The sequence below is a fragment of the Enterovibrio norvegicus genome, assembly GCF_002876705.1.
GTDB lineage: Bacteria > Pseudomonadota > Gammaproteobacteria > Enterobacterales > Vibrionaceae > Enterovibrio > Enterovibrio norvegicus_B.
The window spans coordinates 1-24424 of record NZ_MDAG01000006.1 but is presented as its reverse complement, the minus strand read 5'-3'; the positions used below and the strand labels follow the sequence as shown (position 1 = coordinate 24424).

26 protein-coding genes and 1 pseudogene are annotated in these 24424 nt (G+C 49.5%); 17 read left to right on the top strand and 10 right to left on the bottom strand.

What is annotated here, in order from left to right:
• Positions 1-47: 47 nt before the first annotated feature.
• From rho to fre, 5 genes are all read left to right on the top strand, one after another.
• On the top strand, positions 48-1316 hold the full coding sequence (gene rho, locus BCT27_RS03000) for a transcription termination factor Rho (protein ID WP_017009452.1): 1269 nt from the start codon (positions 48-50) through the stop codon (positions 1314-1316).
• A gap of 166 nt (positions 1317-1482) precedes the next feature.
• Positions 1483-2535 carry a hypothetical protein gene (locus tag BCT27_RS02990; protein WP_241905174.1) on the top strand — a complete coding sequence of 351 codons (1053 nt, stop codon included), beginning with the start codon at positions 1483-1485 and terminating at the stop codon, positions 2533-2535.
• A 90-nt stretch (positions 2536-2625) separates the two neighbouring features.
• Positions 2626-4518, top strand: coding sequence for a 4-hydroxy-3-polyprenylbenzoate decarboxylase (gene ubiD, locus BCT27_RS02985; RefSeq protein WP_102394990.1), 1893 nt, complete (start codon positions 2626-2628; stop codon positions 4516-4518).
• 3 nt (positions 4519-4521) lie between these two features.
• On the top strand, positions 4522-4800 hold the full coding sequence (locus tag BCT27_RS02980) for a 2Fe-2S iron-sulfur cluster-binding protein (protein ID WP_017009456.1): 279 nt from the start codon (positions 4522-4524) through the stop codon (positions 4798-4800).
• Entirely contained in the window at positions 4790-5509 is a 720-nt protein-coding gene (fre, locus tag BCT27_RS02975; RefSeq protein ID WP_102317662.1) for an NAD(P)H-flavin reductase, read from the top strand. Before BCT27_RS02980 ends, fre begins: the two co-directional genes overlap by 11 nt.
• A gap of 79 nt (positions 5510-5588) precedes the next feature.
• Here the strand turns inward: fre and BCT27_RS02970 are convergent, their stop codons facing one another.
• Both BCT27_RS02970 and BCT27_RS02965 read right to left on the bottom strand, forming a co-directional pair.
• Positions 5589-6464 carry a carboxylate/amino acid/amine transporter gene (locus tag BCT27_RS02970; RefSeq protein ID WP_102317661.1) on the bottom strand — a complete coding sequence of 292 codons (876 nt, stop codon included), beginning with the start codon at positions 6462-6464 and terminating at the stop codon, positions 5589-5591.
• A 119-nt stretch (positions 6465-6583) separates the two neighbouring features.
• Entirely contained in the window at positions 6584-7009 is a 426-nt protein-coding gene (locus BCT27_RS02965; RefSeq protein ID WP_102317660.1) for a universal stress protein, read from the bottom strand.
• A 287-nt stretch (positions 7010-7296) separates the two neighbouring features.
• On the opposite strand from BCT27_RS02965, the gene ftnA reads away from it, so the two are divergent.
• From ftnA to BCT27_RS02940, 5 genes are all read left to right on the top strand, one after another.
• Positions 7297-7824 (top strand): non-heme ferritin, encoded by a 528-nt coding sequence (ftnA, locus tag BCT27_RS02960; protein ID WP_017009460.1) that lies wholly within the window; start codon positions 7297-7299, stop codon positions 7822-7824.
• 63 nt (positions 7825-7887) lie between these two features.
• Positions 7888-8229 carry a universal stress protein UspB gene (uspB, locus tag BCT27_RS02955; protein ID WP_017009461.1) on the top strand — a complete coding sequence of 114 codons (342 nt, stop codon included), beginning with the start codon at positions 7888-7890 and terminating at the stop codon, positions 8227-8229.
• 123 nt (positions 8230-8352) lie between these two features.
• Positions 8353-9477: a mechanosensitive ion channel family protein gene (locus BCT27_RS02950; RefSeq protein ID WP_102394989.1), complete on the top strand. Its 1125-nt coding sequence runs from the start codon at positions 8353-8355 to the stop codon at positions 9475-9477.
• Between the two features lie 159 nt (positions 9478-9636).
• Positions 9637-10821 (top strand): BaiN/RdsA family NAD(P)/FAD-dependent oxidoreductase, encoded by a 1185-nt coding sequence (locus BCT27_RS02945; protein WP_102394988.1) that lies wholly within the window; start codon positions 9637-9639, stop codon positions 10819-10821.
• Between the two features lie 170 nt (positions 10822-10991).
• Complete coding sequence (locus tag BCT27_RS02940) at positions 10992-11879, top strand: aldo/keto reductase (RefSeq protein WP_102394987.1); 888 nt, start codon at positions 10992-10994, stop codon at positions 11877-11879.
• 66 nt (positions 11880-11945) lie between these two features.
• Here the strand turns inward: BCT27_RS02940 and BCT27_RS02935 are convergent, their stop codons facing one another.
• The 3 genes from BCT27_RS02935 to BCT27_RS02925 form a co-directional block, all read right to left on the bottom strand.
• Positions 11946-13388, bottom strand: a complete 1443-nt coding sequence (locus BCT27_RS02935; RefSeq protein WP_102394986.1) for a coniferyl aldehyde dehydrogenase — start codon at positions 13386-13388, stop codon at positions 11946-11948.
• A gap of 78 nt (positions 13389-13466) precedes the next feature.
• On the bottom strand, positions 13467-14126 hold the full coding sequence (locus BCT27_RS02930) for a tRNA-uridine aminocarboxypropyltransferase (protein WP_102394985.1): 660 nt from the start codon (positions 14124-14126) through the stop codon (positions 13467-13469).
• Between the two features lie 83 nt (positions 14127-14209).
• Positions 14210-15763, bottom strand: a complete 1554-nt coding sequence (locus BCT27_RS02925; RefSeq protein WP_102394984.1) for a COG3650 family protein — start codon at positions 15761-15763, stop codon at positions 14210-14212.
• Between the two features lie 83 nt (positions 15764-15846).
• Here BCT27_RS02925 and BCT27_RS02920 point away from each other — a divergent pair, with 83 nt between their 5' ends.
• A complete protein-coding gene (locus tag BCT27_RS02920) occupies positions 15847-16311 on the top strand; it encodes an EVE domain-containing protein (protein WP_102317653.1) in 465 nt (154 codons plus the stop codon).
• 151 nt (positions 16312-16462) lie between these two features.
• Here the strand turns inward: BCT27_RS02920 and BCT27_RS02915 are convergent, their stop codons facing one another.
• Both BCT27_RS02915 and BCT27_RS02910 read right to left on the bottom strand, forming a co-directional pair.
• Positions 16463-17269, bottom strand: coding sequence for a Cof-type HAD-IIB family hydrolase (locus BCT27_RS02915; RefSeq protein ID WP_102258818.1), 807 nt, complete (start codon positions 17267-17269; stop codon positions 16463-16465).
• Positions 17270-17414: 145 nt separating this feature from the next.
• Positions 17415-18434 carry an alpha/beta fold hydrolase gene (locus tag BCT27_RS02910; RefSeq protein WP_102391271.1) on the bottom strand — a complete coding sequence of 340 codons (1020 nt, stop codon included), beginning with the start codon at positions 18432-18434 and terminating at the stop codon, positions 17415-17417.
• Positions 18435-19010: 576 nt separating this feature from the next.
• Between BCT27_RS02910 and BCT27_RS02905 the strand changes: the two genes are divergently transcribed.
• Positions 19011-20012, top strand: coding sequence for an acyltransferase (locus tag BCT27_RS02905; protein ID WP_102394983.1), 1002 nt, complete (start codon positions 19011-19013; stop codon positions 20010-20012).
• An 84-nt stretch (positions 20013-20096) separates the two neighbouring features.
• Here the strand turns inward: BCT27_RS02905 and BCT27_RS02900 are convergent, their stop codons facing one another.
• Positions 20097-20435: a DUF2500 domain-containing protein gene (locus tag BCT27_RS02900; protein WP_198597500.1), complete on the bottom strand. Its 339-nt coding sequence runs from the start codon at positions 20433-20435 to the stop codon at positions 20097-20099.
• 224 nt (positions 20436-20659) lie between these two features.
• Between BCT27_RS02900 and BCT27_RS02895 the strand changes: the two genes are divergently transcribed.
• The 4 genes from BCT27_RS02895 to BCT27_RS02880 all read left to right on the top strand — a co-directional run bounded on the left by BCT27_RS02895 (position 20660) and on the right by BCT27_RS02880 (position 22561).
• A complete protein-coding gene (locus BCT27_RS02895) occupies positions 20660-21022 on the top strand; it encodes a hypothetical protein (protein ID WP_017009473.1) in 363 nt (120 codons plus the stop codon).
• A 267-nt stretch (positions 21023-21289) separates the two neighbouring features.
• Positions 21290-21916, top strand: a complete 627-nt coding sequence (locus BCT27_RS02890; RefSeq protein WP_102317649.1) for a lysoplasmalogenase — start codon at positions 21290-21292, stop codon at positions 21914-21916.
• Between the two features lie 12 nt (positions 21917-21928).
• Positions 21929-22240 (top strand): putative signal transducing protein, encoded by a 312-nt coding sequence (locus tag BCT27_RS02885; RefSeq protein ID WP_102394982.1) that lies wholly within the window; start codon positions 21929-21931, stop codon positions 22238-22240.
• Positions 22241-22324: 84 nt separating this feature from the next.
• Positions 22325-22561, top strand: a complete 237-nt coding sequence (locus tag BCT27_RS02880) for a YecH family metal-binding protein (RefSeq protein ID WP_102317647.1) — start codon at positions 22325-22327, stop codon at positions 22559-22561.
• Between the two features lie 93 nt (positions 22562-22654).
• Here BCT27_RS02880 and BCT27_RS02875 read toward each other — a convergent pair whose 3' ends face one another.
• Positions 22655-22927, bottom strand: a complete 273-nt coding sequence (locus BCT27_RS02875) for a DUF1145 domain-containing protein (protein ID WP_017009477.1) — start codon at positions 22925-22927, stop codon at positions 22655-22657.
• The gene (gene rsmD / locus BCT27_RS02870) at positions 22924-23559 is read right to left on the bottom strand and encodes a 16S rRNA (guanine(966)-N(2))-methyltransferase RsmD (protein WP_102394981.1); all 636 of its coding nucleotides are present in this window, start codon (positions 23557-23559) and stop codon (positions 22924-22926) included. Before rsmD ends, BCT27_RS02875 begins: the two co-directional genes overlap by 4 nt.
• 239 nt (positions 23560-23798) lie before the next feature.
• On the opposite strand from rsmD, the pseudogene BCT27_RS02865 reads away from it, so the two are divergent.
• Positions 23799-24424, top strand: a pseudogene (locus tag BCT27_RS02865) (signal recognition particle-docking protein FtsY); the annotation flags it as partial.

The following is a 24424-nucleotide window of genomic DNA, read 5'->3' as shown; positions in this document are numbered from 1 at the left end:
TCTAATTAAATCAGACCTCAACTTTGACTGACAAGACACCTACCACTATGAATCTTACCGAACTGAAGAATCAGGCCGTATCTGAGCTGGTCGCCTTAGGCGAAAAGACTATGGGCCTTGAGAATCTCGCCCGCCTCCGTAAACAAGACATTATCTTTGCGATTTTGAAGCAACATGCGAAAGGTGGCGAAGATATTTTTGGAAACGGCGTGCTGGAAATTCTTCAGGACGGTTTTGGCTTCCTGCGTAGCGCAGACAGCTCTTACCTTGCGGGTCCTGACGATATTTATGTATCGCCAAGTCAAATTCGCCGTTTCAACCTACGTACCGGCGATACCATTTCAGGTAAAATCCGTCCGCCTAAAGATGGCGAGCGTTACTTCGCACTGTTGAAAGTGAACGAAGTTAACCACGACAAACCTGACAATGCCCGCAACAAGATCCTGTTTGAAAACCTGACACCACTGCACGCTAACGAGCGTATGGTGATGGAGCGTGGTAACGGTTCTACCGAAGACATCACAGCCCGTGTGCTGGATTTGGCATCGCCAATCGGTAAAGGTCAACGTGGTCTGATCGTTGCACCGCCGAAAGCCGGTAAAACCATGTTGCTGCAAAACATCGCGCAGAGCATTGCTTACAACCACCCTGAGTGTGAGCTGATGGTACTTCTTATCGACGAACGTCCAGAAGAAGTGACCGAGATGCAGCGCCTTGTTAAAGGTGAAGTGATTGCCTCTACCTTTGATGAACCAGCAAGCCGCCACGTACAAGTTGCGGAAATGGTTATCGAAAAAGCTAAACGCCTTGTTGAGCACAAAAAAGACGTCGTTATCCTTCTGGATTCGATTACACGTCTGGCGCGTGCTTACAACACCGTGGTACCAAGCTCAGGCAAAGTACTGACTGGTGGTGTGGATGCGAACGCATTGCATCGTCCTAAGCGTTTCTTCGGTGCTGCACGTAACGTTGAAGAAGGCGGTAGCTTGACCATCATCGCAACAGCGCTGGTTGATACAGGCTCGAAAATGGATGAAGTTATCTACGAAGAATTTAAAGGTACAGGTAACATGGAACTGCACCTGTCTCGTAAGATTGCTGAGAAGCGTGTCTTCCCTGCGATTGACTTCACGCGTTCTGGTACCCGTCGCGAAGAGCTTCTAACGAAGTCTGACGAGCTACAGAAGATGTGGATCCTGCGTAAGATTGTTCACCCTATGGGCGAAATCGATGGCATGGAATTCCTTCTGGATAAGCTGGCGATGACCAAAACCAACGAAGAGTTCTTTGAAGCAATGCGTCGTCAGAAATCATAACGACGTTTTGTTTTGAGAGGAAAAGCACCGCCTAGCGGTGCTTTTTTGTATCTTAAACATATTTGCTAACAACCTAATCAGTTGCCAAACGTGAGATTCATCCTCAGAATTGAGCGAAGCAACGAGATACTCAGCACATTGGGATGTGTTGATTCAGGATTCTGGGATGAAAGATTCGATAGTAAAACGGTTCATTTTCGTGATGTGCTTGCTCTCAAGTGCTGTCCAAGCGATCCCAATGTCTTCGTGTGAAATCTCCGATTTTGAAACGGAATCGGTGCATGCGATTACGGTATCTGCTTGTGAAGTCTCTGATTCCATGGCTAGCCCAAAATCTGTCACGTCGGTGATGCATGCCATTCAAATCTTCGATGCCAATGAGTTTGATAAACTCACCGCTTACCTCAAAACACTCCCGCTATTAATTCACGAAGAAGCACTGACAGTGCTCGCCAGGCGTGCTGGTAACTTCGAAAATATGACCCCAGAGCGCGAAAAGTTTCTCGTTAAGCTCAGCCACCAACAGCCTCAATACTTAGTAAAAAGCCAAGGTGATGGTTATTGGGTCACGATACCGGCCTTCAATTTTGCAGGAGAGGCCCGCTGGGTACTCAATCATTGGGAAGTGAAACTGCTTCAAGATGAAGTGCGGCGTTTGTTGGGATACAACGAGCTTTCTTTGTCGACATGGCTTTCTTTCACCTCGTCTGATTATCCACTGCGTCGTGATGCGTTGGTCGGCATGATTTCTCAGATGACGTCGATAAACGTGGAAAAGCTGGTCACGCTGTACCTTGCTGACAAAAACATGGTGTGGACCCCAGACAATGCAGTTCTGGGTGCACTGGCTTATAAAACCGGCGATCCAGCCCTGTACAACCTGTTATGGCGTCGCCGCACCGACAGCCATAGTTTGAAACAGCTGCAATTGTTGAATATGCCGCCAGTGACAGAAGATAAAATCTCTCAAATGATCGCGGCGAGTGTGAACCCGTTGTTGCGTAATATTGCGACCCGTCAGTTGGCAGGGTTGCGCCCGTTACCTGATGACGTAAAAGCATTTTTACTGAAGCAACTCAGTGACAGGCAACGAGGGAAAGGCATTGCTGAAATGATTGCGAAGAAAGGTCATGCGCAATGGCTGGAAGACATGTTGGAGAGCACGACGGGGGTTACGCATCGAAATATCGAAAAAGGCCTCGACCTCGCCGCAGGGTAATCCAAAACGGCAGAATTTCAGTATATTGGACACGGATAGACTGTGTTCATCTCGTTATAATCAACCCACAACACCTCGCCCGAGAAAGTTATGAAATTTACCGATTTACGTAAGTTCATCGACTATTTGGAATCAGTCGGTGAATTAAAACGCATTGCACAACCCGTAAGCCCTGATCAAGAAATGACGGAAATTGCCGATCGCGTGCTGCGTGCTGGCGGCCCTGCATTGTTGTTCGAAAACCCTATTGGTTATGACATACCTGTTCTTGCGAACCTGTTTGGCACGCCAAAGCGCGTTGCAATGGGCATGGGACGGGACGAAGTGAAAGAGCTTAGAGAAGTGGGCAAGTTACTGGCTTACTTGAAAGAGCCTGAGCCACCGAAAGGCTTTAAAGACGCGATCGACAAACTCCCCGTGTTTCGACAAGTACTGAACATGCCTGCCAAAAAGCTGCGTAAAGCCGCGTGTCAGGACATTGTTTGGACAGGCGACGACGTTGACCTTGATAAAATCCCAGTGATGAGTTGCTGGCCGGGCGACGTTGCCCCGCTACTCACATGGGGTTTGACCGTGACCAAAGGACCAAACAAGAAGCGCCAGAACCTCGGTATCTATCGCCAACAAAAGATCGCCAAGAACAAAGTCATCATGCGGTGGCTCGCTCACCGTGGCGGTGCGTTAGATTTACGCGATTGGATGGAAACCCATCCGGGCGAACCTTTCCCTGTGTCTGTTGCGTTTGGTGCTGACCCTGCGACCATTCTTGGTGCGGTTACGCCAGTGCCTGACACCTTGTCTGAATACGCCTTTGCGGGCTTGCTGCGCGGCAGTAAGACCGAGGTGGTGAAAAGCATCAGCAACACGCTAGACGTGCCAGCAAGCGCGGAAATCGTGATGGAAGGGTACATTGACCCAACCGAATATGCAGACGAAGGCCCTTATGGCGATCATACGGGCTACTACAATGAAGTTGAAAGTCATCACGTGTTCACCATTACGCACATCACCATGCGTCAGAAACCGATTTATCACAGTACCTACACAGGGCGTCCACCGGATGAGCCTGCGGTATTGGGTGTTGCGCTTAATGAAGTGTTCGTGCCGATTCTTCAAAAGCAATTCCCTGAGATTGTTGATTTCTATTTGCCACCTGAAGGATGCTCATACCGCATGGCGGTTGTGAGCATGAAGAAGCAATATCCAGGGCATGCCAAGCGCGTGATGATGGGTGTGTGGTCTTTCCTTCGCCAATTTATGTACACCAAGTACGTGATTGTGGTGGATGAAGACGTGAACACCCGTGATTGGGGCAGTGTGATCAACGCGATGACGACCCGTATGGATCCGAAGCGCGATACCGTGATGATTGAGAACACGCCTATCGACTCCCTCGATTTTGCTTCCCCTGTAGTGGGCCTTGGCTCCAAGATGGGGTTGGATGCCACCATCAAATGGGACGCAGAGCTTGCCAATTCCGCGACAGTTTCTGATGTTGAACCCGACTCAGAGCGCGTTGCCGCGAGCATTCGCGCACTGAAAGTGGCGTACCCTGAAATTGTTGATCTTCACTTACCAACCGAAGCGGCAGCGAACCGTATGGCGTTGGTGACCATCAATAAATCAGCGCTCGGTGATGGACCACGCATCATGAAAGGGATTTGGTCTGAATTTGAACAGGTTGCAGATATCAACTTCGTGATGGTATTCGATCAAGATGATGTCGATATTCGCGATTGGAACGATGTGATTTGGGCGATTACCACCCGAATGGATCCATCCCGTGATACCCTGATGGTCGACAATATGCCTGATGACGTCCTTGATAATTCGTCACTGTCTGGCAATGTCGGGTCTAAAATGGGATTAGATGCCACCAATAAATGGCCGGGAGAATCCACACGAGAGTGGGGGACACCCATTTCAAAAGATCCGGAAATCGTCGCAAAGGTCGATGAAATCTGGGGCAAGTTGGGAATTTAAGGCATGTTTGTGGTACACCTGATGCCCGCTGGCACCCAATTTGAGGTGCCTGCAAATAAGACACTATTACAAGGTGCGCTCGACGCTGGTGTACCATTTCCTAACCGTTGTCAGATCGGTGCTTGTGCAACGTGCTTATGCCGTTTGCAAAAAGGTGAAGTGAACTATCACCTCGAGCCAATGCTCACTGAGCAAGAGAAACAACAAGGCTGGATATTTGCCTGCCAAGCCATACCATGCAGTGATCTGGTGGTTAGTTTTGAGGAAAGCGATGACTATTAAATGTGAAGTTACGTCAGTGTCGTCACTGACCAATAACACTTATCGAATTTTATTAAAGCCAGCAGCGCCGGTGAGCTACAAAGCCGGACAATACCTGTTGGCAGTGCTTGGTGAAAAAGACAAGCGCCCGTTCTCGATTGCGAGCAGCCCATGCCGTCAAAACGGCCATGAGCTTGAATTGCACATCGGTGCGGCAGAAGAGAATGCCTACGCGCTCGACGTGGTAACCGCAGCGAAAGCAACGCTAGAGAAAGGTGACGATTCTTTCTTGATTGAAGCGCCGCATGGCGACGCATGGTTGCGTGAAGAACGTCAGCGTCCGTTGATCTTGATCGCGGGCGGTACTGGCTTTTCTTATGTGCGTAGCATGGTTGATCACTGCCTTAGCCAAAACTTCTCGCAGCCCATTTTCCTTTATTGGGGTGGCCGTGACCTTAGCCAGCTTTACTCGAATGATGAGATGGAAGCACTGGCATTGAAAAACAGCCAGCTGAACTACATTCCTGTCGTTGAAAATGCGCCGGAAGGGTGGAATGGTAAGGTCGGTAATGTGTTGGAAGCCGTAATGACCGATTTCGTGTCATTGTCAGCCTACGACGTATACATTGCAGGGCGCTTTGAAATGGCAGGCGCAGCGCGTGAGATGTTCTGTAATGAACGCGGCGCTGAACGTGATCATTTGTTTGCCGATGCGTTTGCGTTTCTTTGATTCGCACATCTCGTTGACATGAAAACACCGCCCGTTGGCGGTGTTTTTTTATGTCTACGTCATGGGTGGCTTGTGCGCATTACGCGGCAGAAGTTGCCATGATCTTTTTCTTCACCCAGGTTTCATTGATCCACAGTGAAAGCAAAATCACTGCACCGCCGATAGCCAAAGTGACCAAATCCGCGTCGCGGTTCCAAATCAACACGTTCACCACAATGCCGGCTGGCACGAGAACGTTATTCATCACCGCCAGCGCCCCGGCGTTTACCATTGTTGCGCCTTTGTTCCAAAGGAAATAGCCCAACCCTGAAGCCACTGTGCCGAGGTACGCCAAAATCAGCCATTGATGGGTGTCTGTCGGCAACTTCTCTGGGTTACCCAACAGCAAAAATGCGGGCACCGCGATGCAGAGTGCGCCGAGATAAAACAGACCAAAAATTGTGTGTTGCGGCACATCGACCTGCGATCTTTCCATCACGACTTTGTAGCTCACCTGGCCGATTGCAAAGCAGAGGTTTGCGCCCTGAACGACCAAAAAACCTAGCATAAAGTTCGGGTTCACCGAGGCAAACTTAATCACGACTGCGCCGAGCACTGCCAGTAGGGCGGTCATCAAGTACCACGGTGAAAAACGGCGATGCATGATGTCGTAAGTCAGCGTGACATACACCGGCGTGAATACGGTGAACAGCAGCACCTCAGGCACTGAAAGATAGAGGAAGGATTGATAGTAGAAGCAGTACATCAAACCAAGCTGAATGGCACCAATCACCATCAGTTTAAGCATCAAAGGTTTTGGAATGCCCTTTAAGCGCAAGAAAGGCAAAAAGACCAGAGCGGCGAGCGCGACACGGCTCACCACTGAAAAGTAGCCATCGACCTGTCCGGCGAGGTAAACGCCAATCAAACTAAAAGAAAATGCCCAAAGAAGGGTGATGAACGAAAGGTATCCCATGATGTGCTCTATCCGTGAAAGTTGCCGCCATTGTACTGTAAATCACGGCAACGTGTCGGTAACGTCAGTCTGGACGGATGAGCGACGGGGAAGGCGCGAACGCGCGCCTTGGTGAAGGCTTAACTTGGCAGCGGCACCATGAGCATATCGACAGGGGTGCGATTAATGAGCTGCTTAGCGGAAGAAATCAAAGTGCTCCAAAAATCTTGATGGTGCCCACAAATCACCAAATCGATGCCGAAGTTAGAAATCGATTCTGTGATTTCATCTGCCAAATCGCCACTGCCTACAAAGGTGTGGGTAACGGGAATGCCCGATTGTTTTGCCAGCACATTGAGCTGTGCTTGCGCTTCTTCCGCCATGCGATGGCGCACTTCAACCATGTTGATGTCGATCAGACCGGTGTAGAGCTGTGCATAGTTCACGTCGATATGAATCAAGGACAGCTTTGCCCCGAGTGGCGCAGCCAATGCAGCGCCTTTTTGCACTAACACTTCACTGTCGGTAGAGAGATCGACGGCAACCAGAATGTGTTTATAGCCCATGGCTTCACTCCTAAAGTCAGCCCCTTTCGGGGTGGGAAAACATTGAAACCTGATCAGAAATTAGCACTGTCTCGGCGGCAAGACTGTCGTGTAGATCTCACTGCTGAAGCGCATAGTAGAAGTTTATACGTCTCCAACATTAATGGGGTTGAAAAGTGACCATCAGGTAGGGAGAATGATCATCACTACAAGAATTTGCCTCGAAGAATTGAGAACATTCAAGACGTCCAACATCGAGCATTTTCAGGTTGTTTGGGTATATTAGATTGAAAACAGGGAACAATAGCATGTTAGCAAAACCGATGATCGACCAGCTCAATGCACAGATTAATTTGGAGTTTTTTTCATCAAATCTATACTTACAAATGAGCGCCTGGTGTGAAGACAAAGGTTTCGAAGGTGCGGCTCAGTTTTTGCGCAAGCATGCCGTAGAAGAAATGGAGCATATGCAACGTCTGTTTACATACGTAAGCGAGACGGGTGCACTGCCAATTTTGGGCACGATTGAAGCGCCGCGCCATCAGTTTGAGTCGTTAGGTGAAGTGTTCCGTGAAACTTACCAACACGAACAACTGATCACACAAAGGATTAATCATTTGGCGCATGTGGCATTCACATCGCAGGATTACTCAACATTCAACTTCCTGCAGTGGTATGTCGCAGAGCAACATGAAGAAGAGAAACTCTTCAAAGGGATCTTGGACAAGATTGAGCTCGTAGGGGAAGACGGAAAAGCCCTGTTCTTCATTGATAAAGATTTGGCTGAAATGGCCAAACAAGAGTCCACTTCTGTGATGGATAGCCCAGCGGCTTAAGACCTGATTGCTAGCGTCTTCGCCATGGGCCCCCACCGAAGTTTTATGATGGGAGATGACACCATGAGCGGAGACGCATTAATTATTGCGATTTTTTTCGTGACACTGGCAAACATTCTGCGCTATTTCAGTTCACTGCGCGCGCTGCTCAGCATGATGCGCGAAGCCAATCCGCTGCTCTACCAACAAATGCACCGCGGCAACAATAACTTCTTTTCTTCGCAAGGCGACATTAGCCGGCAGAAGCGGCTTTATCATTACATTCGAAGTCAAGAATACCTCCACCATCACGATGATGCGTTTATTGCCAAGTGCAATAAAGTCCGACACCTGTTTATCCTTTCGACCGCCCTTGTACTCGCTTTGGTTGTTTCACTCTTTTTTGTGGCGTTTGCTGGTTTATAACGGTTACTTCACGCATGTCTTAAAAATACGCTGACCGAGGTTAGCGTTTTTTTTGATACCCTCCCACTCTAAGACAATATCTAAGTAACCTAGATATACCTATCTGATGTAATGGAGATTTCTGTGGATCGCTTTTTAGCATGGTGGCGAACAAGTTCCGAAGGCCTCAACTGGAATTGGCTAGAGCACATTGCGCTGCTGCTTGCGGCAGCTGCGTTTTCTTGGTTGGTCTGGAAAGTGGTATTTGGCAAATTGGTGTCGGTATCGAAAACCACGAAGACAGAATGGGACACCATTGTGTTGCAATCGGTGAGCGTGCCGATCAGTGTGCTGATTTGGTTGTGGCCATCGAGCTATGCCATAGATAGCTTGCTGGAAGTCACCAGCAAGGCCAGCACAGATTGGCTTGCGATATCACGTCGCGTGATGTTGTTTGGCGTGGTGCTATGGATCTTGCTGCGCTTGGTCAACAAGGTAGAAGCCTACCTGATGACTTCGGAAACCCGCGATCAGACCACAGTGTCTGCCATGGGGCATATCTTCCGCTTATTGCTCGCCGTTGTCGGCGTGCTGACGGCCCTGCAAGAGTTTGGTATTAGCCTGACAGGGTTACTGACCTTCGGTGGCGTGGGGGGCTTAATCGTCGGTTTGGCGGCCAAAGATCTCTTGTCGAACTTCTTCGGCGGTTTGATGATTTACTTCGATCGCCCATTTAGCGTTGGTGATTGGATCAGCTCGCCGGACAGAAACATTGAAGGCACGGTGGAACGCATTGGTATGCGCATGACGATGATCCGCTCGTTTGAAAGCCGTCCTATCTATGTACCGAACTCCGTGTTCAGCAGCATCGTGGTACAGAATCCGTCTCGTATGCAGAATCGCCGCATCAATGAAACCTTTGGCCTGCGCTACAAAGACGCAGACAAAATGGCGGTGGTGGTCGCTGACGTGAAGAAAATGCTCGAAGCCCATCCGGACATCGAACAGCGTGCCACCATGATGGTGAACTTTGATGCCTTTGCAGGCTCATCGCTGAATTTCTTTATTTACACCTTCACCAAAACCGTCAACTGGGCGAAATACCACGAAGTAAAACAAGACGTGATGCTTAAGATTGTCGAGATTGTTCATGGACATGGCGCAGACTTTGCCTTCCCAACCAGAACATTGAGCTTCGACAATGGGGACATGGCAGATGCAGGTATCCCATCGTCCGAACCGTTTGATTCGGTGCCGAACCAACACTAAGCATGGCGTAGGCAAGGGATCGGTAAGGCACCAGCAAGGTATAAGGTGTCTATCTGGGTCTGGCTCAATGCGAACAGGGCGGCTACAATGCCGCCCTATTTATAAGCAGCGAACGGTGGAACTCCCTGCCTTTTGTCATGCAAAGCGAAGAGCGTAAAAATGAAGCAAGTTGATGTCGTGATCATTGGTGCAGGTGCTGCGGGCCTTATGTGTGCTGCGCAGGCTGGAAAGCGTGGTCGCTCGGTATTGGTGGTCGATAACGGCAAAAAGCCCGGACGTAAAATCCTGATTTCCGGGGGCGGTCGCTGCAATTTCACCAACTATGATGTCACCTCGGCCAACTTTGTTTGTCGCAATCCGCACTTCGCTAAATCCGCGTTGGCGCAATACAGCCAGTGGGATTTCTTCTCCATGGTGAACGAACACGGTATCGCATGGGAAGAGCGCGAGCATGGTCAGCTATTTTGCATCGATTCAGCAAAAGACATCGTCGAAATGCTGCTAAAAGAATGCGATCTTCCGAATGTAGAGCAACGCTATCGCTGTGATGTTCATGACATCGAAAAAACAGAAGATGGCTTCATCTTGAAGTTAGATACCGACACGATTACCTGCCAATCGCTGGTGGTGGCGACAGGTGGCTTGTCGATGCCTAAGCTGGGTGCGACCCCGTTTGGTTACCACATCGCAGAGCAGTTTGGCCTGAAACGCATTCCAACCACCGCTGGTCTGGTGCCTTTCACGCTGCATGATAAAGACAAAGCAGCGTTCTCTGATTTATCCGGTATCGCGATTCCTGTGGTGATCACCTCTGACAGTGGTATCACCTTTAAAGAAAACCTGCTTTTCACTCACAGAGGTTTGTCTGGCCCTGTGGTATTGCAAATCAGCTCATATTGGAACCCAGGCGAGAAAGTCGCCGTGAACCTGCTGCCTGATTTGGATTTGGCTGACACGCTCAACGCCATGCGCGACAAGCACCCTGCGCAAAGCCTGAAAAACAGCTTATCCCGTTTGCTGCCAAAGCGTTTGATCGAAGCCTTGATTACACGTGGAGATATTGAAGATAAGCCACTTAAGCAGCTCAACCTGAAAGACATTCAATCGCTGTCTGATTACTTCCATGATTGGAACATCGCGCCGAATGGCACAGAAGGCTACCGCACCGCGGAAGTGACCTTGGGCGGCGTAGACACAGACGAGCTATCTTCGAAAACCATGGAAACGAAAAATATCGCTGGCCTGTATTTTGTCGGTGAAGTGATGGACGTATCAGGCTGGTTAGGCGGTTATAACTTCCAATGGGCGTGGAGCTCTGGTTGGGTTGCAGGTCAACACGTTTAACGCGGTCTCTTCAAGATTTGCATCACTGATGCTCGATGCTCTAAAGCCATGACGTGTCATGGCTTTTTGCGTCAATGAGGGACATGACGCACGCAATGCTTTGCTTTTGTTGCGGATGTTCAGGAAACCGTTAATCTCTCGAGACTTGTGCAAGTTTAGGGAACTGTTCAATGAGTGCAAACACGACAGATGAGAACGCATCAATTATTGCGGGTTTTTGGCGAACTAATGCATGGGGATATTCTACCCAAGCGTTAAATCAATTTATTGAGCAGCTCGTCGACATCGGTCTGAAAGACTTCGACCACGCCTATGTGTATCGCAGTGAAGCGGCATTTGGGCAAGCATTGTCCCTCTCTCCAAACCTTCGAGACAACATCAATATCATCACCAAGTGCGGTATTCGTGGCGTGGGTGACAGCCCACTTGATGCGACGTCAGTGAACCACTATGACTCAAGCAAAGCGACCATCCTTGCGTCAGTCGATCACTCATTGAAGGCGCTCGGGACGGACTATGTTGATACATTATTGCTGCACCGCCCTGATTATCTGATGGATGTTGATGCCGTAAACGATGCATTCAATACGCTAAAAGCACAGGGAAAAGTGAAGCAGTTTGGTGTGTCGAACTTCAATACCGCGCAGTTTTCTTTGCTACAAAGTACTTTGGATGAACCGCTCATCACGAACCAAATTGAGTTGTCGCCGTTTGAAACCAGCGCGCTGGACAATGGTCTGCTCGACCAATGCTATCAGCACCGCATTCGTCCTATGATTTGGTCTTGCTTGGGCGGCGGACGTTTGTTTGATACGACGGATGCCGTCACCCAAAGGCTGACGCAGGGCTTAAGCGGTTTAATGGAAGAGGTTGGTGTGTCTTCGTTGGCTGAGCTTATTTATGCTTGGGTGCTAACCCTGCCAAGTCAGCCGCAAATCATTACCGGCTCTGGCAAGATTGAGAACATTCGCCCTTTGGTTAACGCGCGAGATATCCGACTGACAAGAGAACAGTGGTATCAAGTGTGGTCTGCCGCCGTGGGGCATGGCGTGAAGTAGCTTCATCTCGGGGATGCCCGAAAAGAGTGAGCAAAAAGGCGCAATTTGCGCCTTTTTCGTTTCTGATTAGCGTAAAAAAGTCTTCAGCATCAGCTTTTGCCACCACTTGCCATACGGTGGCGTGAGCAACTTACCAGGGTTTATTTTCCCACGTGTGAAGACGGTTTTGGCATGGCTGAAGGTGCGAAACCCTTCAATGCCGTAATAGCTGCCCATGCCCGATGCGCCAACGCCACCGAAGGGCGCATCGTCCACAGCGACATGTACCACGGTGTCATTGATGGCCAGTGATCCTGAATGGGTATGTTTGATTACGTGTTGCTGAAAATCTTTATCAAACGTCATCACATACAGCGCGAGAGGGCGAGGCTGGCGGTGCAAGGTGCTAACTACGTCGTGCACATCTTTGTAGGTAATGATCGGCAAAATTGGGCCGAAGATTTCTTGCTGCATCACGGCACTGTCTGCTGGTGGATTAATGACAAGATGCAGTGCCATTTTTCGCGTGCCACGGTCGATGGCAGGTTCAGCAAGGTGGATGACGGTTGCGCCGCTCTCCTTTGAAGTTTCAATCAAAGATTCAAGGCGGGAAAACTGGTGATCGTTAATGATGGCGGTTCTGTCTTTGCTGTTAATGCCTTTGGGGTATGCCGCTTGCCACTTTGCGCGCAGCGCTTCAACAAAAGGCTCGAGCGAGTCTTCGGGAACAAACACGAAATCTGGCGCGACGCAGATTTGTCCGGCATTGAGGTTTTTACCAAACAGCATGCGATCAGCCGCAAGGGCTGGGTCGATGTCTGGTGCCACGATAACGGGTGATTTACCGCCGAGTTCAAGCGTGACAGGCGTAAGGTTTGCTGACGCTGCCTCCATCACTTTTTTGCCCACTTCCGTTGAGCCGGTAAAGAGCAGGTGATCGAACGGCAATTTACAGAAGGCGCTGGCAACGGCCGCTTCACCATCTACCACGCACACTTGTTCCGTTGGGAATGCGTCGCCGAGCATGGCTTTGATGACGAGATTGGTGTTGGGTGTGAATTCGCTGAGTTTGAGCATCACGCGGTTGCCCGCGGCAAGGGCTGTCATCAGTGGAATAATGCTGAGGGTCACCGGGAAATTCCACGGCACAACAATGCCCACGACGCCAAGGGGCTGATAATGCACTTTCACCGACGCGGGGGTGAGCAGCAAACCCGTTGAGCGAGATGATGGGCGCATCCAACGTTTGAGCTTGCGCTTGGTGTAGCGCAGCATCTGGAAGCACGGCAGAATATCTGCAATCAGCGTGTCTGTGTCACTGCGGTGGCCATAATCCTGCGATAAGGCATCAACAAGCGCTTTATAGTGGCATTTTAGTGCTTTTTGCAGCTGATTAAGGTCATTAATACGATCTTCATACGCCACGTCAGGATTCACGTTACTGTGCTCGAACAGGGTTGCAAACTGCGTTTCTAACGCTGTGATTTGCTGTTCAACAGGAACCATACTTGCCATTGATACCACGCCCATGTGTGCATTTCCTTTTTGCAGACACTATCTACTAACATTAAGGTCAGACCAGCACAAAGGCAAGCGTCAGACCACCTATTACCGCACGGATTTGTGTTGTCTGTCAGCCTCGAACGTATCCATAAATCGATGAAAGTATTGGTCTACTTTCTCTGCATTTTCTTGCTCGCCCATCGCCTTCATCAAAACGATACCCACCTCGCAGGTGCACAAAGCGCCGTCGGGTTGGTTGCGTCGTAGGCTATATTCCGTCACCAAACCCGAGGGTAGCACTACGGTGGGAATGTCTTGCAGCCAAGGGCTCTTATTACGCATTTTCTTCGCCTGCTGCCATGTGGCATCCAGAATAATGAAATGAATAGGTTTGGCTTCTGGCTTAGAGCAGCGTCGCGCTGTGATCTGCTCGAGCGGCAGGGCATCGTCGCTTAAAAAGACCAAGACGGGCTCTGCGGCAGGATCGGCCAACAGTGTGAGCAATTCGATAGGCGGATCTTTTCGCTGCCAAACATGGCGGCGACAGTGAGGCAAGCATGCTTCAAGCAATTGCCCTGTGTTGGTGGCGCGCTCGGTTTCTGTTTCGTGCATTAATAGTTCAATACGCATTTGGCTATCGAGCCTTGGCACTGCGTCACACAGGCAGTTGTAGTGAAAGCCACAGCCTGAGCACGGTGCAGGTTTTGCCGATAAGGGCGTGCCTGCGGGATTGGGTGATGAGGGGGAATCAGAAGATGGCGCCATGTGTTCCTCGGTCTATGGTCAGGCTGATGCTTAACATGAGCATGCCGCCATCAACCTTGGGTCTTTGGCGGCTCACGGGGCATTTATTGTAACGTTACGCCTTGCTGCGCAGGGTAAATACCGTCAGCAAATAAGTAGATGTCGGCGCTATCTGGCTTGCTGACTTCTGGTGCTATGGAAGGGTTACCAGGATAGCGTTGGCCGTTAAACTCGAGCACATGGGTGGCAGGTTTCGCGCCACCGCCGCCCACTGGCATGATCAGGTTGTGCCAACCTTGGCTGGTGATATTGCTCATTTGGAATGGCAAGTGCACCAGCGTGACGCGGCTGTTGAACTGCCAGTCCCCCTTGTTGTTGGCGAACACCAGTAAGGTACAACCGCCACTGCCACACCAATCGGTCATCACGAGCAATTCGTCTTGTCCGTCTTGGTTCAGATCTTGTGCCAGCCAGCGATACGTTGTGGGGTCGATGTTATCGAGTGCATCGCCCAAGTAGGCTTTTAACGCCGCATCGACCTTCGAATTTGGTGTCGCAGAGCCGTTAATCCCATTTTTGGCGGGCGCATTGCTGGCTTCTGCATGGTTGCCGACCATCAAAGAGAGACTCAAACCTTCTTTGCCAAGGCTGTATTTTCGACCATTGACCACCTCGCTGTCCGCGTGCAATGAAAAACCATTGCGAGTAAACACGCGCTCGCTGACCAAAAAACGGCCTTGATGACGAGTCATCATCACATGGGCTTCGCGATCATTCACTTGCTGCCAAACGCCCGTTTCCTCGATAGGAGATTCACCCGCTTCTTGGTAGGTGGTTTTTGCTGAGTGATCAGTATTTAACGTTAGGGTGGTGCTCAGCGAGGTACTGCCAAGACGTGTTACGCCTTGATAGTTGCCCACCCAAGTGTGTGTTGGGTCATCCGCAGATAAGGTTGCGCAGCCCTTATAGGTCTTTCCGTTTCTATTGAACGTTGCTGACCAGCCATACAGGCTGTCGCTCATGGTGTCGTTGCAGATCTTGGCATCCAACGTCAAGGTCGCACCATTTGCGGTGTAGGTGCGGGTGGTTGGCGTGAGCGAGCGATCTGACAAGGTGAAGCGTTCTGGTGTGCCGCCAATTGGGTTGAAGTTGAGTGTATTACCTTCAATAGACACTGACCATGATGGCTCATTGCCGGCGGCGACAGTGTTGTTTCGCGCTTGCTTGCAGCCATCAATTTCAGCAGAAATCAGGTTTAATTGACTGACTTTAAACACCGCTGGGTAGTCGGCAGCGAAGCCGTCAGAGGCGGGTTGAACGAATTCACCAATCATTTCACCATAAATACTGGCGTAAGGGCTTGGTGTCATCATGGTGCCTTTTTGGGCGAGGTTCGCGTCCAGTTCAAGCCAATATTGGTTTTTGCTGCCACAGGGAGAAATGGCGCTGACTTCATGGCCTAGCGTGACATTGCCGCGCAACATAAAGCGCTGTGGCGTGGCGGCGACATGGGAAGGCGACGTTTGTGCCGCTTGCTCGAGCTGGTCGGAATTACCCAGTTCAACAGGTTCAGAAGGCGATAAGCTACAGGCTGACAGCACGCTGATCATAGAAAGGCTGCCGAGCAGTTGGAGACGTTGTCGATATTGGGTCAACAAGGGAGATTCCTCTTCTCTTTGTTTTCGTTACGGGTTAAAACCGTGAGTCACCGATTAATCAATGGATCGTTTACGGGGAAATTATGGCGTATTGGCTACTAAAAACCGAGCCTGACACTTTTTCTATAGACACCTTAAAACAGCAAAAGGTCTCTTGCTGGGAAGGTGTGCGCAATTATCAGGCGCGAAACATGATGCGTGATGGCATGAAAGTGGGCGATAAGGCGTTTATTTACCACTCATCTTGCAAGGATGTGGGCGTCGTTGGTATTGCGGAAGTGGTGAAAGAGGCGTATCCCGATCATTTCCAGTTTGATCCAGAAAGCCACTATTTTGACCCGAAAAGTACGCCAGATAATCCGCGATGGATCATGGTGGATGTCGCTTACCGCCAACACCTCAATTACGTGTCGCTGGCGCGAATCAAAGCCAACCCTGCATTGGAAGAGATGCCTTTGGTAAAGCGCGGCAATCGCCTCAGTATTATGCCGCTGACTGAATGTCAGTGGCTTGAAATCATCGCCATGTCAGAAAGCAAAGGGCGTTGAGGTTGTTCCGCTGAGACTGTCTTTATCGACGCAACAAACGGGCGGACAAAGAAAAAGGCAGCGGGGGAATGGCTGCCTTTTTAATCACGCTACGTTTCTATGCAGATTGCACCGCGTGTTCAATCGTCAAATTGCGCGGCGCGCGCGGGTCTTACTCCACGTTCAGCAGGTGTTTCTCTAAGTAGCGTGCAACGGCTTCATCCGCATGACTGCCGATCACTTCGTTGTCTGGTAGCGTTGCTTTTACGCGTGGGTGGGCGGTTTCCATGATCAAACCTTTCTTCGCCGCACTGAGCATTTCAACGTCGTTCATGCCGTCACCGAAGGCAATACAATCATCCAGGCTAAAACCTTTCAATTCTGCAACGGCTTTCAATGCTTCACCTTTAGAGACGCCTGCCGCCATGACTTCTAAGCAGAATGGCGTTGAGAACGCGACGCTAACTTGGTCGCCAAATTTCTCTGTGAAGGTTTTTTCATAATTCGTTAGGTAGTCATGGTCGTGACGAATAAAGAAAACCTTCGCAACGTCTTCTAATGGTGGGTTTTCTGAGTCGAACTCGGTAAAGCTGAAGCCTGATTCTTTGTGGTATTTTGCCAGCTCTTCATCAACACGGTTCAGCAACCAGTCGTTTTCACGGTAGATATGAATGGTGACGGTTTCGTCGTCTTTCACCATCTTGATCAGTTCAGCCACCAACTCTGGGTTTACGTTACGGCTGAATACGAGGTTATCGTCAGCATCATGCACACGTGCGCCGTTAGAGGTGATCATGAAGGCGGGAATGCCCACGTTTTTACGGATGCTAGCAACGTCGATGTGGTGACGACCTGTCGCAAAAACAAAGTGTTCGCCTTTGCTGTGCAGACGTTGAAGTACGTCGCGAGTATAAGGGGCGATTTTGTGGTCGGGTGTCAGCAATGTGCCGTCAAGATCAGACGCAACGATTTTGTACATGGAAACCTCGGTAGGAGAGAAGATGTTCTTAACCTAACCAGTGTATCCAAGGTGGAGATAAAGAAAAGGGATCAAAGTGACGGTTATTTTTTCCTGTTTAGTCGAAATAACCGTCTTGTACCTAAGTAGATTGCGGGCAATGCCGTTAGGCAGTTTGTTCGAGAGGCGCGGTTTCTTGATCGGGCTGTTGGGCGCCGAAGAAGGTCAGCACATAGGTCAGTGCTTTATCGCGAATTTCATCACGTTCAAACAAAAGCTCGTGGCGAGAGTCAGGGACGATTTGGAATTGAATCGGCTGACCTGATGCTTGTCTGTCGCGGTAGAAACGGAACATGCTCTCGTTACACACGATCGCATCGCGGGCCGCTTGTATCATTAAAATGGGCATGTCGATGTCTTTTGCAAGGCTCACGGCATGCTCGCAAGAGGTCATGCTTTGCCAAATCCACTGCGCACTTGGGCCGCCAACCTGCACTGTCTCATGTTCTTCATACAGCTCTCTGAACCACTGATAACGCGCTTCAGATTGGGTGAGCAGGTTGTGTTTGAAAGGTTTTGCCCAGTACGGTACTTGGCCGGGTGCAAACCCTGCTGGGTGCTGTAACTGAGAAAGTACGCGGCACAGTGGCTTTGCGGTAACACGCAGCAATGGAGAAAGATTAATTCCCAGCATAGGCGCACTCAGCGCCAATGCATCAATGGCCGCAGGTTTACGTGCCGCATACAAGGTGGCGATTGCGCCTCCCATTGAATGCGCCAGAATCATGCGTTGCTGGTGGACTTTTTGTGTCACCACATCATCAACAAAGGTCTCGAGATCGTCCACGTAGTCTTCGAACTGCACAACATGACCGATATCGCTGCCCGTCACCAAACGTTGGCTGATGCCTTGGCCACGGTGATCGTAGCTGTAAACGTCGTACCCCTGCTGGAATAGGTCATAGAAAATTTCTTGGTATTTTTCTGCGCACTCAATACGGCCGTTTACCACAACAATGGCTTTGGTGTGCTCAGGCGATGTAAAAGCGCACCACTGCAAGCGCAGTCCGTCTTTACCTATGAACTGTCCCTGCTGACGCGATGCCCAAAATGGCCCAATAGACGCTTCCATGGCGTCTGTAAGCTCAGTTTCGCGAGTAAATAAAAAAGGGTGTTCAATTACCATGTCTAATCCCGTTGGGGTTTTTATTTAGCATATCATGTGTCGCCATTTCTGCCCTGCGTTTGTGGCATTGAGTTGGCAATCAATAAAAGAAAACAGTCGGCATAGGCCGACTGTTTGACGTATTTTTCCGCTGCTTCTCGTTTAGTTACTCAACAAGTTGCTATGAAGTCACAGCGAGAAAATCGGTCTTTCACTATTCAAACTATTGTCCGCAATTGAAGATTGATACCAGACACGTCGACATACTCTGAAATACCCAATGCGAAGAAGATAGCCATACATAAAATGGCAAACAGAATAACGGAGAGGAGGCTGTAAGCCTCAGAATTACTCGGCTGCGTCGAGAAAAACGGGAAAAAAGGGGTTTGTTTGGCTTCCCACAGCATGCAAGGGCATGAACAAGCCATTTCTCAAGACTAAACGCTGTTATTGATTAATTGGTCAGCAATATGAAGCAAATGAGCGCTAACGCTTGGGCTATAGTTTTGCAAAGAATATGTACAGAAAGTCTTAATAGTGTGCGCACTTTTAAATGCGTAGGAGGAAGGTGAGCGTCACTCGCGCTACATTGCCATCATGCAGAAAAAAATCTTTTACGTTGAACTGCTACGCGTTGTAGCAGCCATCGCCGTTATCGCCATCCATGTCCTTGGTCCTTATCGTCACTTGTTAGGACAAATCCCTGATTCTGATTGGATATCTGCGGTGTTGATCAATGGTGCAAGTCGATGGGCTGTGCCTGTGTTTATTATGATCACAGGTGCATTAATGTTATCGGACACTCGGGCTTTTTCCGCGTCTTACTTCGTTCGTCGACGCGTGATGAAAGTCTTTGTGCCATTTGTCGTGTGGTCCTTGTTTTATGGGCTATTGGCTGCTGTTTCATTGCAAAATATAAACTGGGCGGAAACGGTACAGCGCTTAACGGCCTTTCCATATCAAGAAACCTACTATCACCTGGGTTTTTTCTACTATTTTCTGCCGTTGTATTTCGTTATTCCGTTGCTTAGGCCTGCTGCCCAGCACCAAGACCCTCGTTATTTTAATACCTTGCTAGGCGTTTGGATCGCGCTCTGTACGTTTCGTTTGGCGGGGATGAGCTTTGGGATCGTGGAAGATTTACTGCTCTATGGTGGGTATTTGCTGTTGGGGTTGGCACTTCATCGAAATGACATTCCCATTAAGGGCTTACTCTTTGCTGGGCTTCTCGCGCTCGTCGCTACGGAATACATGGCGCTGAGTCAAAGTGAATTGCAAAGTAGATACACCAGTGCGGGCTGGTTTTCATATAAAACGGTCAACACTGTGCTGATTGCTGCCATGGTGTTTGGCCTATGCAAACATTGGGCAGACCGTATTTCACCAAAGAACCAGCAACGTCTTGTCGCATTAAGCCGTCAATCTTTGGGGATTTATCTCATTCATCCGATTTTCTTGTGGCCTATTCGGGAATGGGGTGGCACGTTTGATATGGCGTGGTTAACCATTCCATTAGTGACGTTAGTGGTATTTGTGTTGTCCTATTGGACGAGCCGAGCACTCTCTTCATCGCGTTGGACTGCGTGGTTGGTGCCATAAGACGGAATAGCGTCTTGATGAGGCGGAAATAAAAAACGCGGAAACGTCTGTCTCCGCGCTTTAAGGTGATGTTGCCGTGTGGCATTAATCTGCGCGTTGTAGCTTTGCGAAGTGCAGGAATTGCAACCCTCTGTAGGTTAATGTGCCGCAATCACCCGGCTGAAGTGCATGGTAATAATGAACGCCCACTTGGAATTCGCGCTTAGGGCCGCCAGCCAAAGGTTGAACGTAGATCCAATACTCTTCTGGATCTTCGTGCTGCTCTGGAGAAGGCAGCGCAACAGACTGTTTGTCTAAGATGCGGATATCAATGGCGCGCTCTTCTGCACCTTTGCCGAGAGAGTGTTTTTGAAATGACAGGAAAAAATACACTGTCGAAATCACGGCCAACGCAACTAAGAGTAAAATCATAGAAATTGGCACGGTGTTCTCCTGTTCCGGCCTGAAGAAGTCGAGCATGAGTCTACTTCAGACTCTACTCGCGCAAACCTTAGTGCAATTGGTTTCGTGATCAATCGCACTCATATAGTCAGTCGTTGCAGTGAATGTAAACGAAGTTAAAGGATTTTCTCATTTCCGTCGAATTGACGTAAGCTAATGAAATGAAGGTATAAAGGGTATGAGACCCTACGCCCAAGGAGGTCAGCATGGATGATATTGCTGTCGTAGTGAGAAATAGTCGTCGTTTAGAACGGCTGCTCAAGGAGCATTACCACGCGCAAGGCCGTGGTCTTCATGAGCTGGTATCGAGCTGCCAAGAGCGCTTACCCCATGATGTGATTGCGAAACTTAGGTTTGTCGCAACCGTCCGAAACAAAGCTGTACATGAAGATGGCTACGAAGTGGATGACATGCGCGGGTTCGTTTCTGCCTGCAAACAGTGCGAAAAAGAATTGCAGCCTCGCAGTAATCGAATGATTTGGCGGATGGCATTTTTCCTCATTTTTGCCGTCACAGCAGGCGCCGTGTGGTTCTATATCGAAAACTGGCGACACATTGTCGGCAGTTAGCCACGTTCTAAAAATTGAATACAAACAAGTGAAAGCAGGCCTTTTAAAGGGGCCTGCTTTTTTATTGTCTGATGCACAAGCGGACTGAAATGTCGTGTGTTTTAGCGAGGTCTTCAATGTGGAGATTCATTGAAAATCTATGTGCTGCCATTTTTTGTGTGGCAGATGTTGGCTTTTGATGTGTCGTTCGCTTTCTGAGAGGTGTACGGTGGACTTTCTTAGTGTCATCTCTAGACTTGGTTGGCTTGATTTTAAGGGAATGAAAACATGCTGAGTTGGTTTGCCGTTTGTTGTTCAGGATTGTTGCATATCAATGCCGCCTATAAAGGACCGCGCTGGCAATTTTATCTTTTTAAGCCATTAACGATCGCGCTGATGATGTTTATTGCCGTTTTTGGCGGAGAGCCGAACGGGTATACCTATCTGATCTTAGCTGGCCTACTGTTCTCACTGTTTGGCGATGTGTTTTTAATGCTGCCAAAAGACCGCTTCATTCCCGGTTTGCTCAGCTTTTTAGTGGCACATATCATCTACAGCGTTGCGTTCTGGCAAAGTTTTGAAGGCACAATGGTGTGGTGGTTACCTTCTTTAATTGGTGCTGCCAGTATCATTGTTTTCTTACTATTACTGCCAAACCTGGGTGCTTTGCTCATTCCTGTCGGTATTTATATTACCGTGATCGCCCAAATGGCATGGGGGGCAGGTGAGTTTTGGATGAGTGCGGGCACCCAGCCTGCGGCCTATGCCTTTGGTGGTGCGCTGTTGTTTATGGTGTCCGATACCGTCTTGGCATTTGAGCGATTTAAAGGGCCATTTAAAGCGTCTGTTCTTCTCGTTATGACCACCTATTTTTGTGCGCAAGGGCTTATCACCGCCTCCGTACTTTCGCTGTAAGGAAGATTACTTATGTCATGGGTTCAGGTTTATAGCGCTGCTAACGCATTGGAAGCACATAGTTTAAAAGGCATGCTGGGATCTCAAGGCATTGAAGTGATGCTAAAAGGTGAATCGCTATCCAGCGCTGCGGGCGAACTACCACCGGACATTGTTGCGGTGACACTGTGGGTGGATGCCATACAAGAAAGCAAAGCACGCCAAGCGCTTGAAGCCTATGAGGTGCAGAGTGAAACGGTTTGGCATTGTTCACATTGCCAAGAAGAGAACGGTGGGAGCTTTGAGGTGTGTTGGCAGTGTAATACGCCACATGATGAAACCTGATTGAGCTTGTGCCACATCAACTCATTGATTCTATAAATGTGATTCCATGCGCGTAGAGACCGTCAGATAACGTGTGGAGCGCAAATGTCTTCTTCTGTTCATGTTCACCAAATCCTAAACCACCTCAGTGCTGAACCAATGTCAGAGCTTGACCTTACCCAATGGGTGACCGAGCAATGGGGTGCGACAGCAAGATTTCATACGTGCAGCCAACAAGATCTTTTGTTCAGCGAAGTCTTAGTGTTTCTTCGTCGACGTAAAAAAATCACCGAACAGTCAGGCACCTTGTTGGTGAATACTGCGCGAGTATGCCAGCACTGAGTGGGTTGATTGATACACTGCGGAAATAGAAAAGGCCTCAATAGAGGCCTTTTTAACATCAGGGAAACACTGATGAAAAATGAATGTTAGTACTTACTTACCAATCATGTATTTTTGGCGAATGCCGAGCAGTGCGAAAATCCCGAAAAAGAGAATCGACCACTTTTCCCAACGCGTCATGTTCACTTTATCGCCAAACGCACCGATGAAAATCAGCATTTGAAGACCGTGCATACAAAATAAGAATGCGGTCATGATATAGAGCGCTATCGCGGCAACGCCGGGAAATGGATAGGCAATATTGGTGAACAATATGAGCCAAACAAAACCGATGGCGGCTTTTGCTAATAAGATGAGTGCGTTCATTCTTCCTCTCTCTGATACAACCGGAAGCTGACTTGTCCGGCATGTTTTTCCTTAACCATGTCCCAATGTACTGGCACGTCGATAGCGCCAAGTTCTTTTTCCGCCTCGATATAAATCATGGCGTTAGGACTTAGCCAGCCATTTTGCTCCAAACGTGTAATGACGTCTGACAGTAACTCTTTGCGAAACGGCGGATCGATGAACACCACGTCAAAAGCCTGCCCTGACTGTGACAAATAACTCAAGGCATCAGTATTTACTACCGTGGCATTGTCGGCATTCAACGTATTGATATTCAGTTTAATTTGGTCTGCAGCGCCTTTATCTAGTTCTAGGAGGGTTACATGCTCTGCTTGGCGAGACAAGGCTTCAAGACCAAGGCCGCCGCTGCCTGCGAACACATCCAAGCACTTTGCTTGATAGAGATCGGCTGCCAACCAGTTAAAGACGGTTTCTTTAACGCGGTCAGTGGTTGGGCGCAGGCCTTCTACGTTTTTCACGGGAAGCTTACGGCCTCGCCATTTGCCACTGATGATACGGACAAAACCGGATCCGCCACCTGTTGATGCAGATGGATTGCTGCCCCTGCTCGTGTTGCGCGTCGCAGGGTTTTTTGGGTTACGTCTTACCATAGATTTTTTGACCGCCAAGAAGGTGTTAGTATATGTCGGTTCGGTAACGATTCTGCATTCCCCTTATTTAACGAGTCAACGACGAAAGGACTTCGGTCACTTTCGCCGAGTTTGTTACGCTGCAAGGAATGTGTTTTAGCTTCGTTACCACACTGCATTCATAGGCGCAGTGTTTACAGTTTTTGATCAGTTCGCTGTGTATTGCGCCGATTGTACCAATCATGCTTTAGGATTTGCCAATGGCAGAAAAAAAGAAACGCGGATTTATGTCCTGGCTGGGTTTCGGCCGCAAGAAAGATGACCAAGAAGAACAGCAACAGGTAGAAGCCCAAGCACGTGCTGAAGAAGAAGCACGTCTTCACGCTGAGGCAGAAGCAAAAGCGCAAGCCGACGAAGAAGCGCGCCTGAAAGCGGACGCTGAGGCCCAAGCCGCAGAAGACGCCCGCCTGAAAGCAGACGCTGAGGCTCAAGCGCAAGCCGCCGAAGACGCGCGCCTGAAAGCAGAAGCAGATGCCCAAGCGCAAGCCGCCGAAGACGCACGCATGAAAGCAGAAGCAGATGCCCAAGTGCAAGCCGCCGAAGACGCGCGCCTGAAAGCAGAAGCAGATGCACAAGCCCAAGCCGCCGAAGAAGCGCGCTTGAAAGCGGAAGCTGATGCCCAAGCGCAGGCCGCCGAAGAAGCGCGCCTGAAAGCAGAAGCCGAGGCTCAAGCTCAAGCCGCCGAAGACGCTCGCTTAAAAGCGGAAGCTGAGGCACAAGCGCAAGCAGCCGAAGACGCCCGCCTGAAAGCGGAAGCTGATGCCCAAGCGCAAGCCGCAGAAGAAGCACGCCTGAAAGCGGAAGCCGAGGCTCAAGCCCAAGCCGC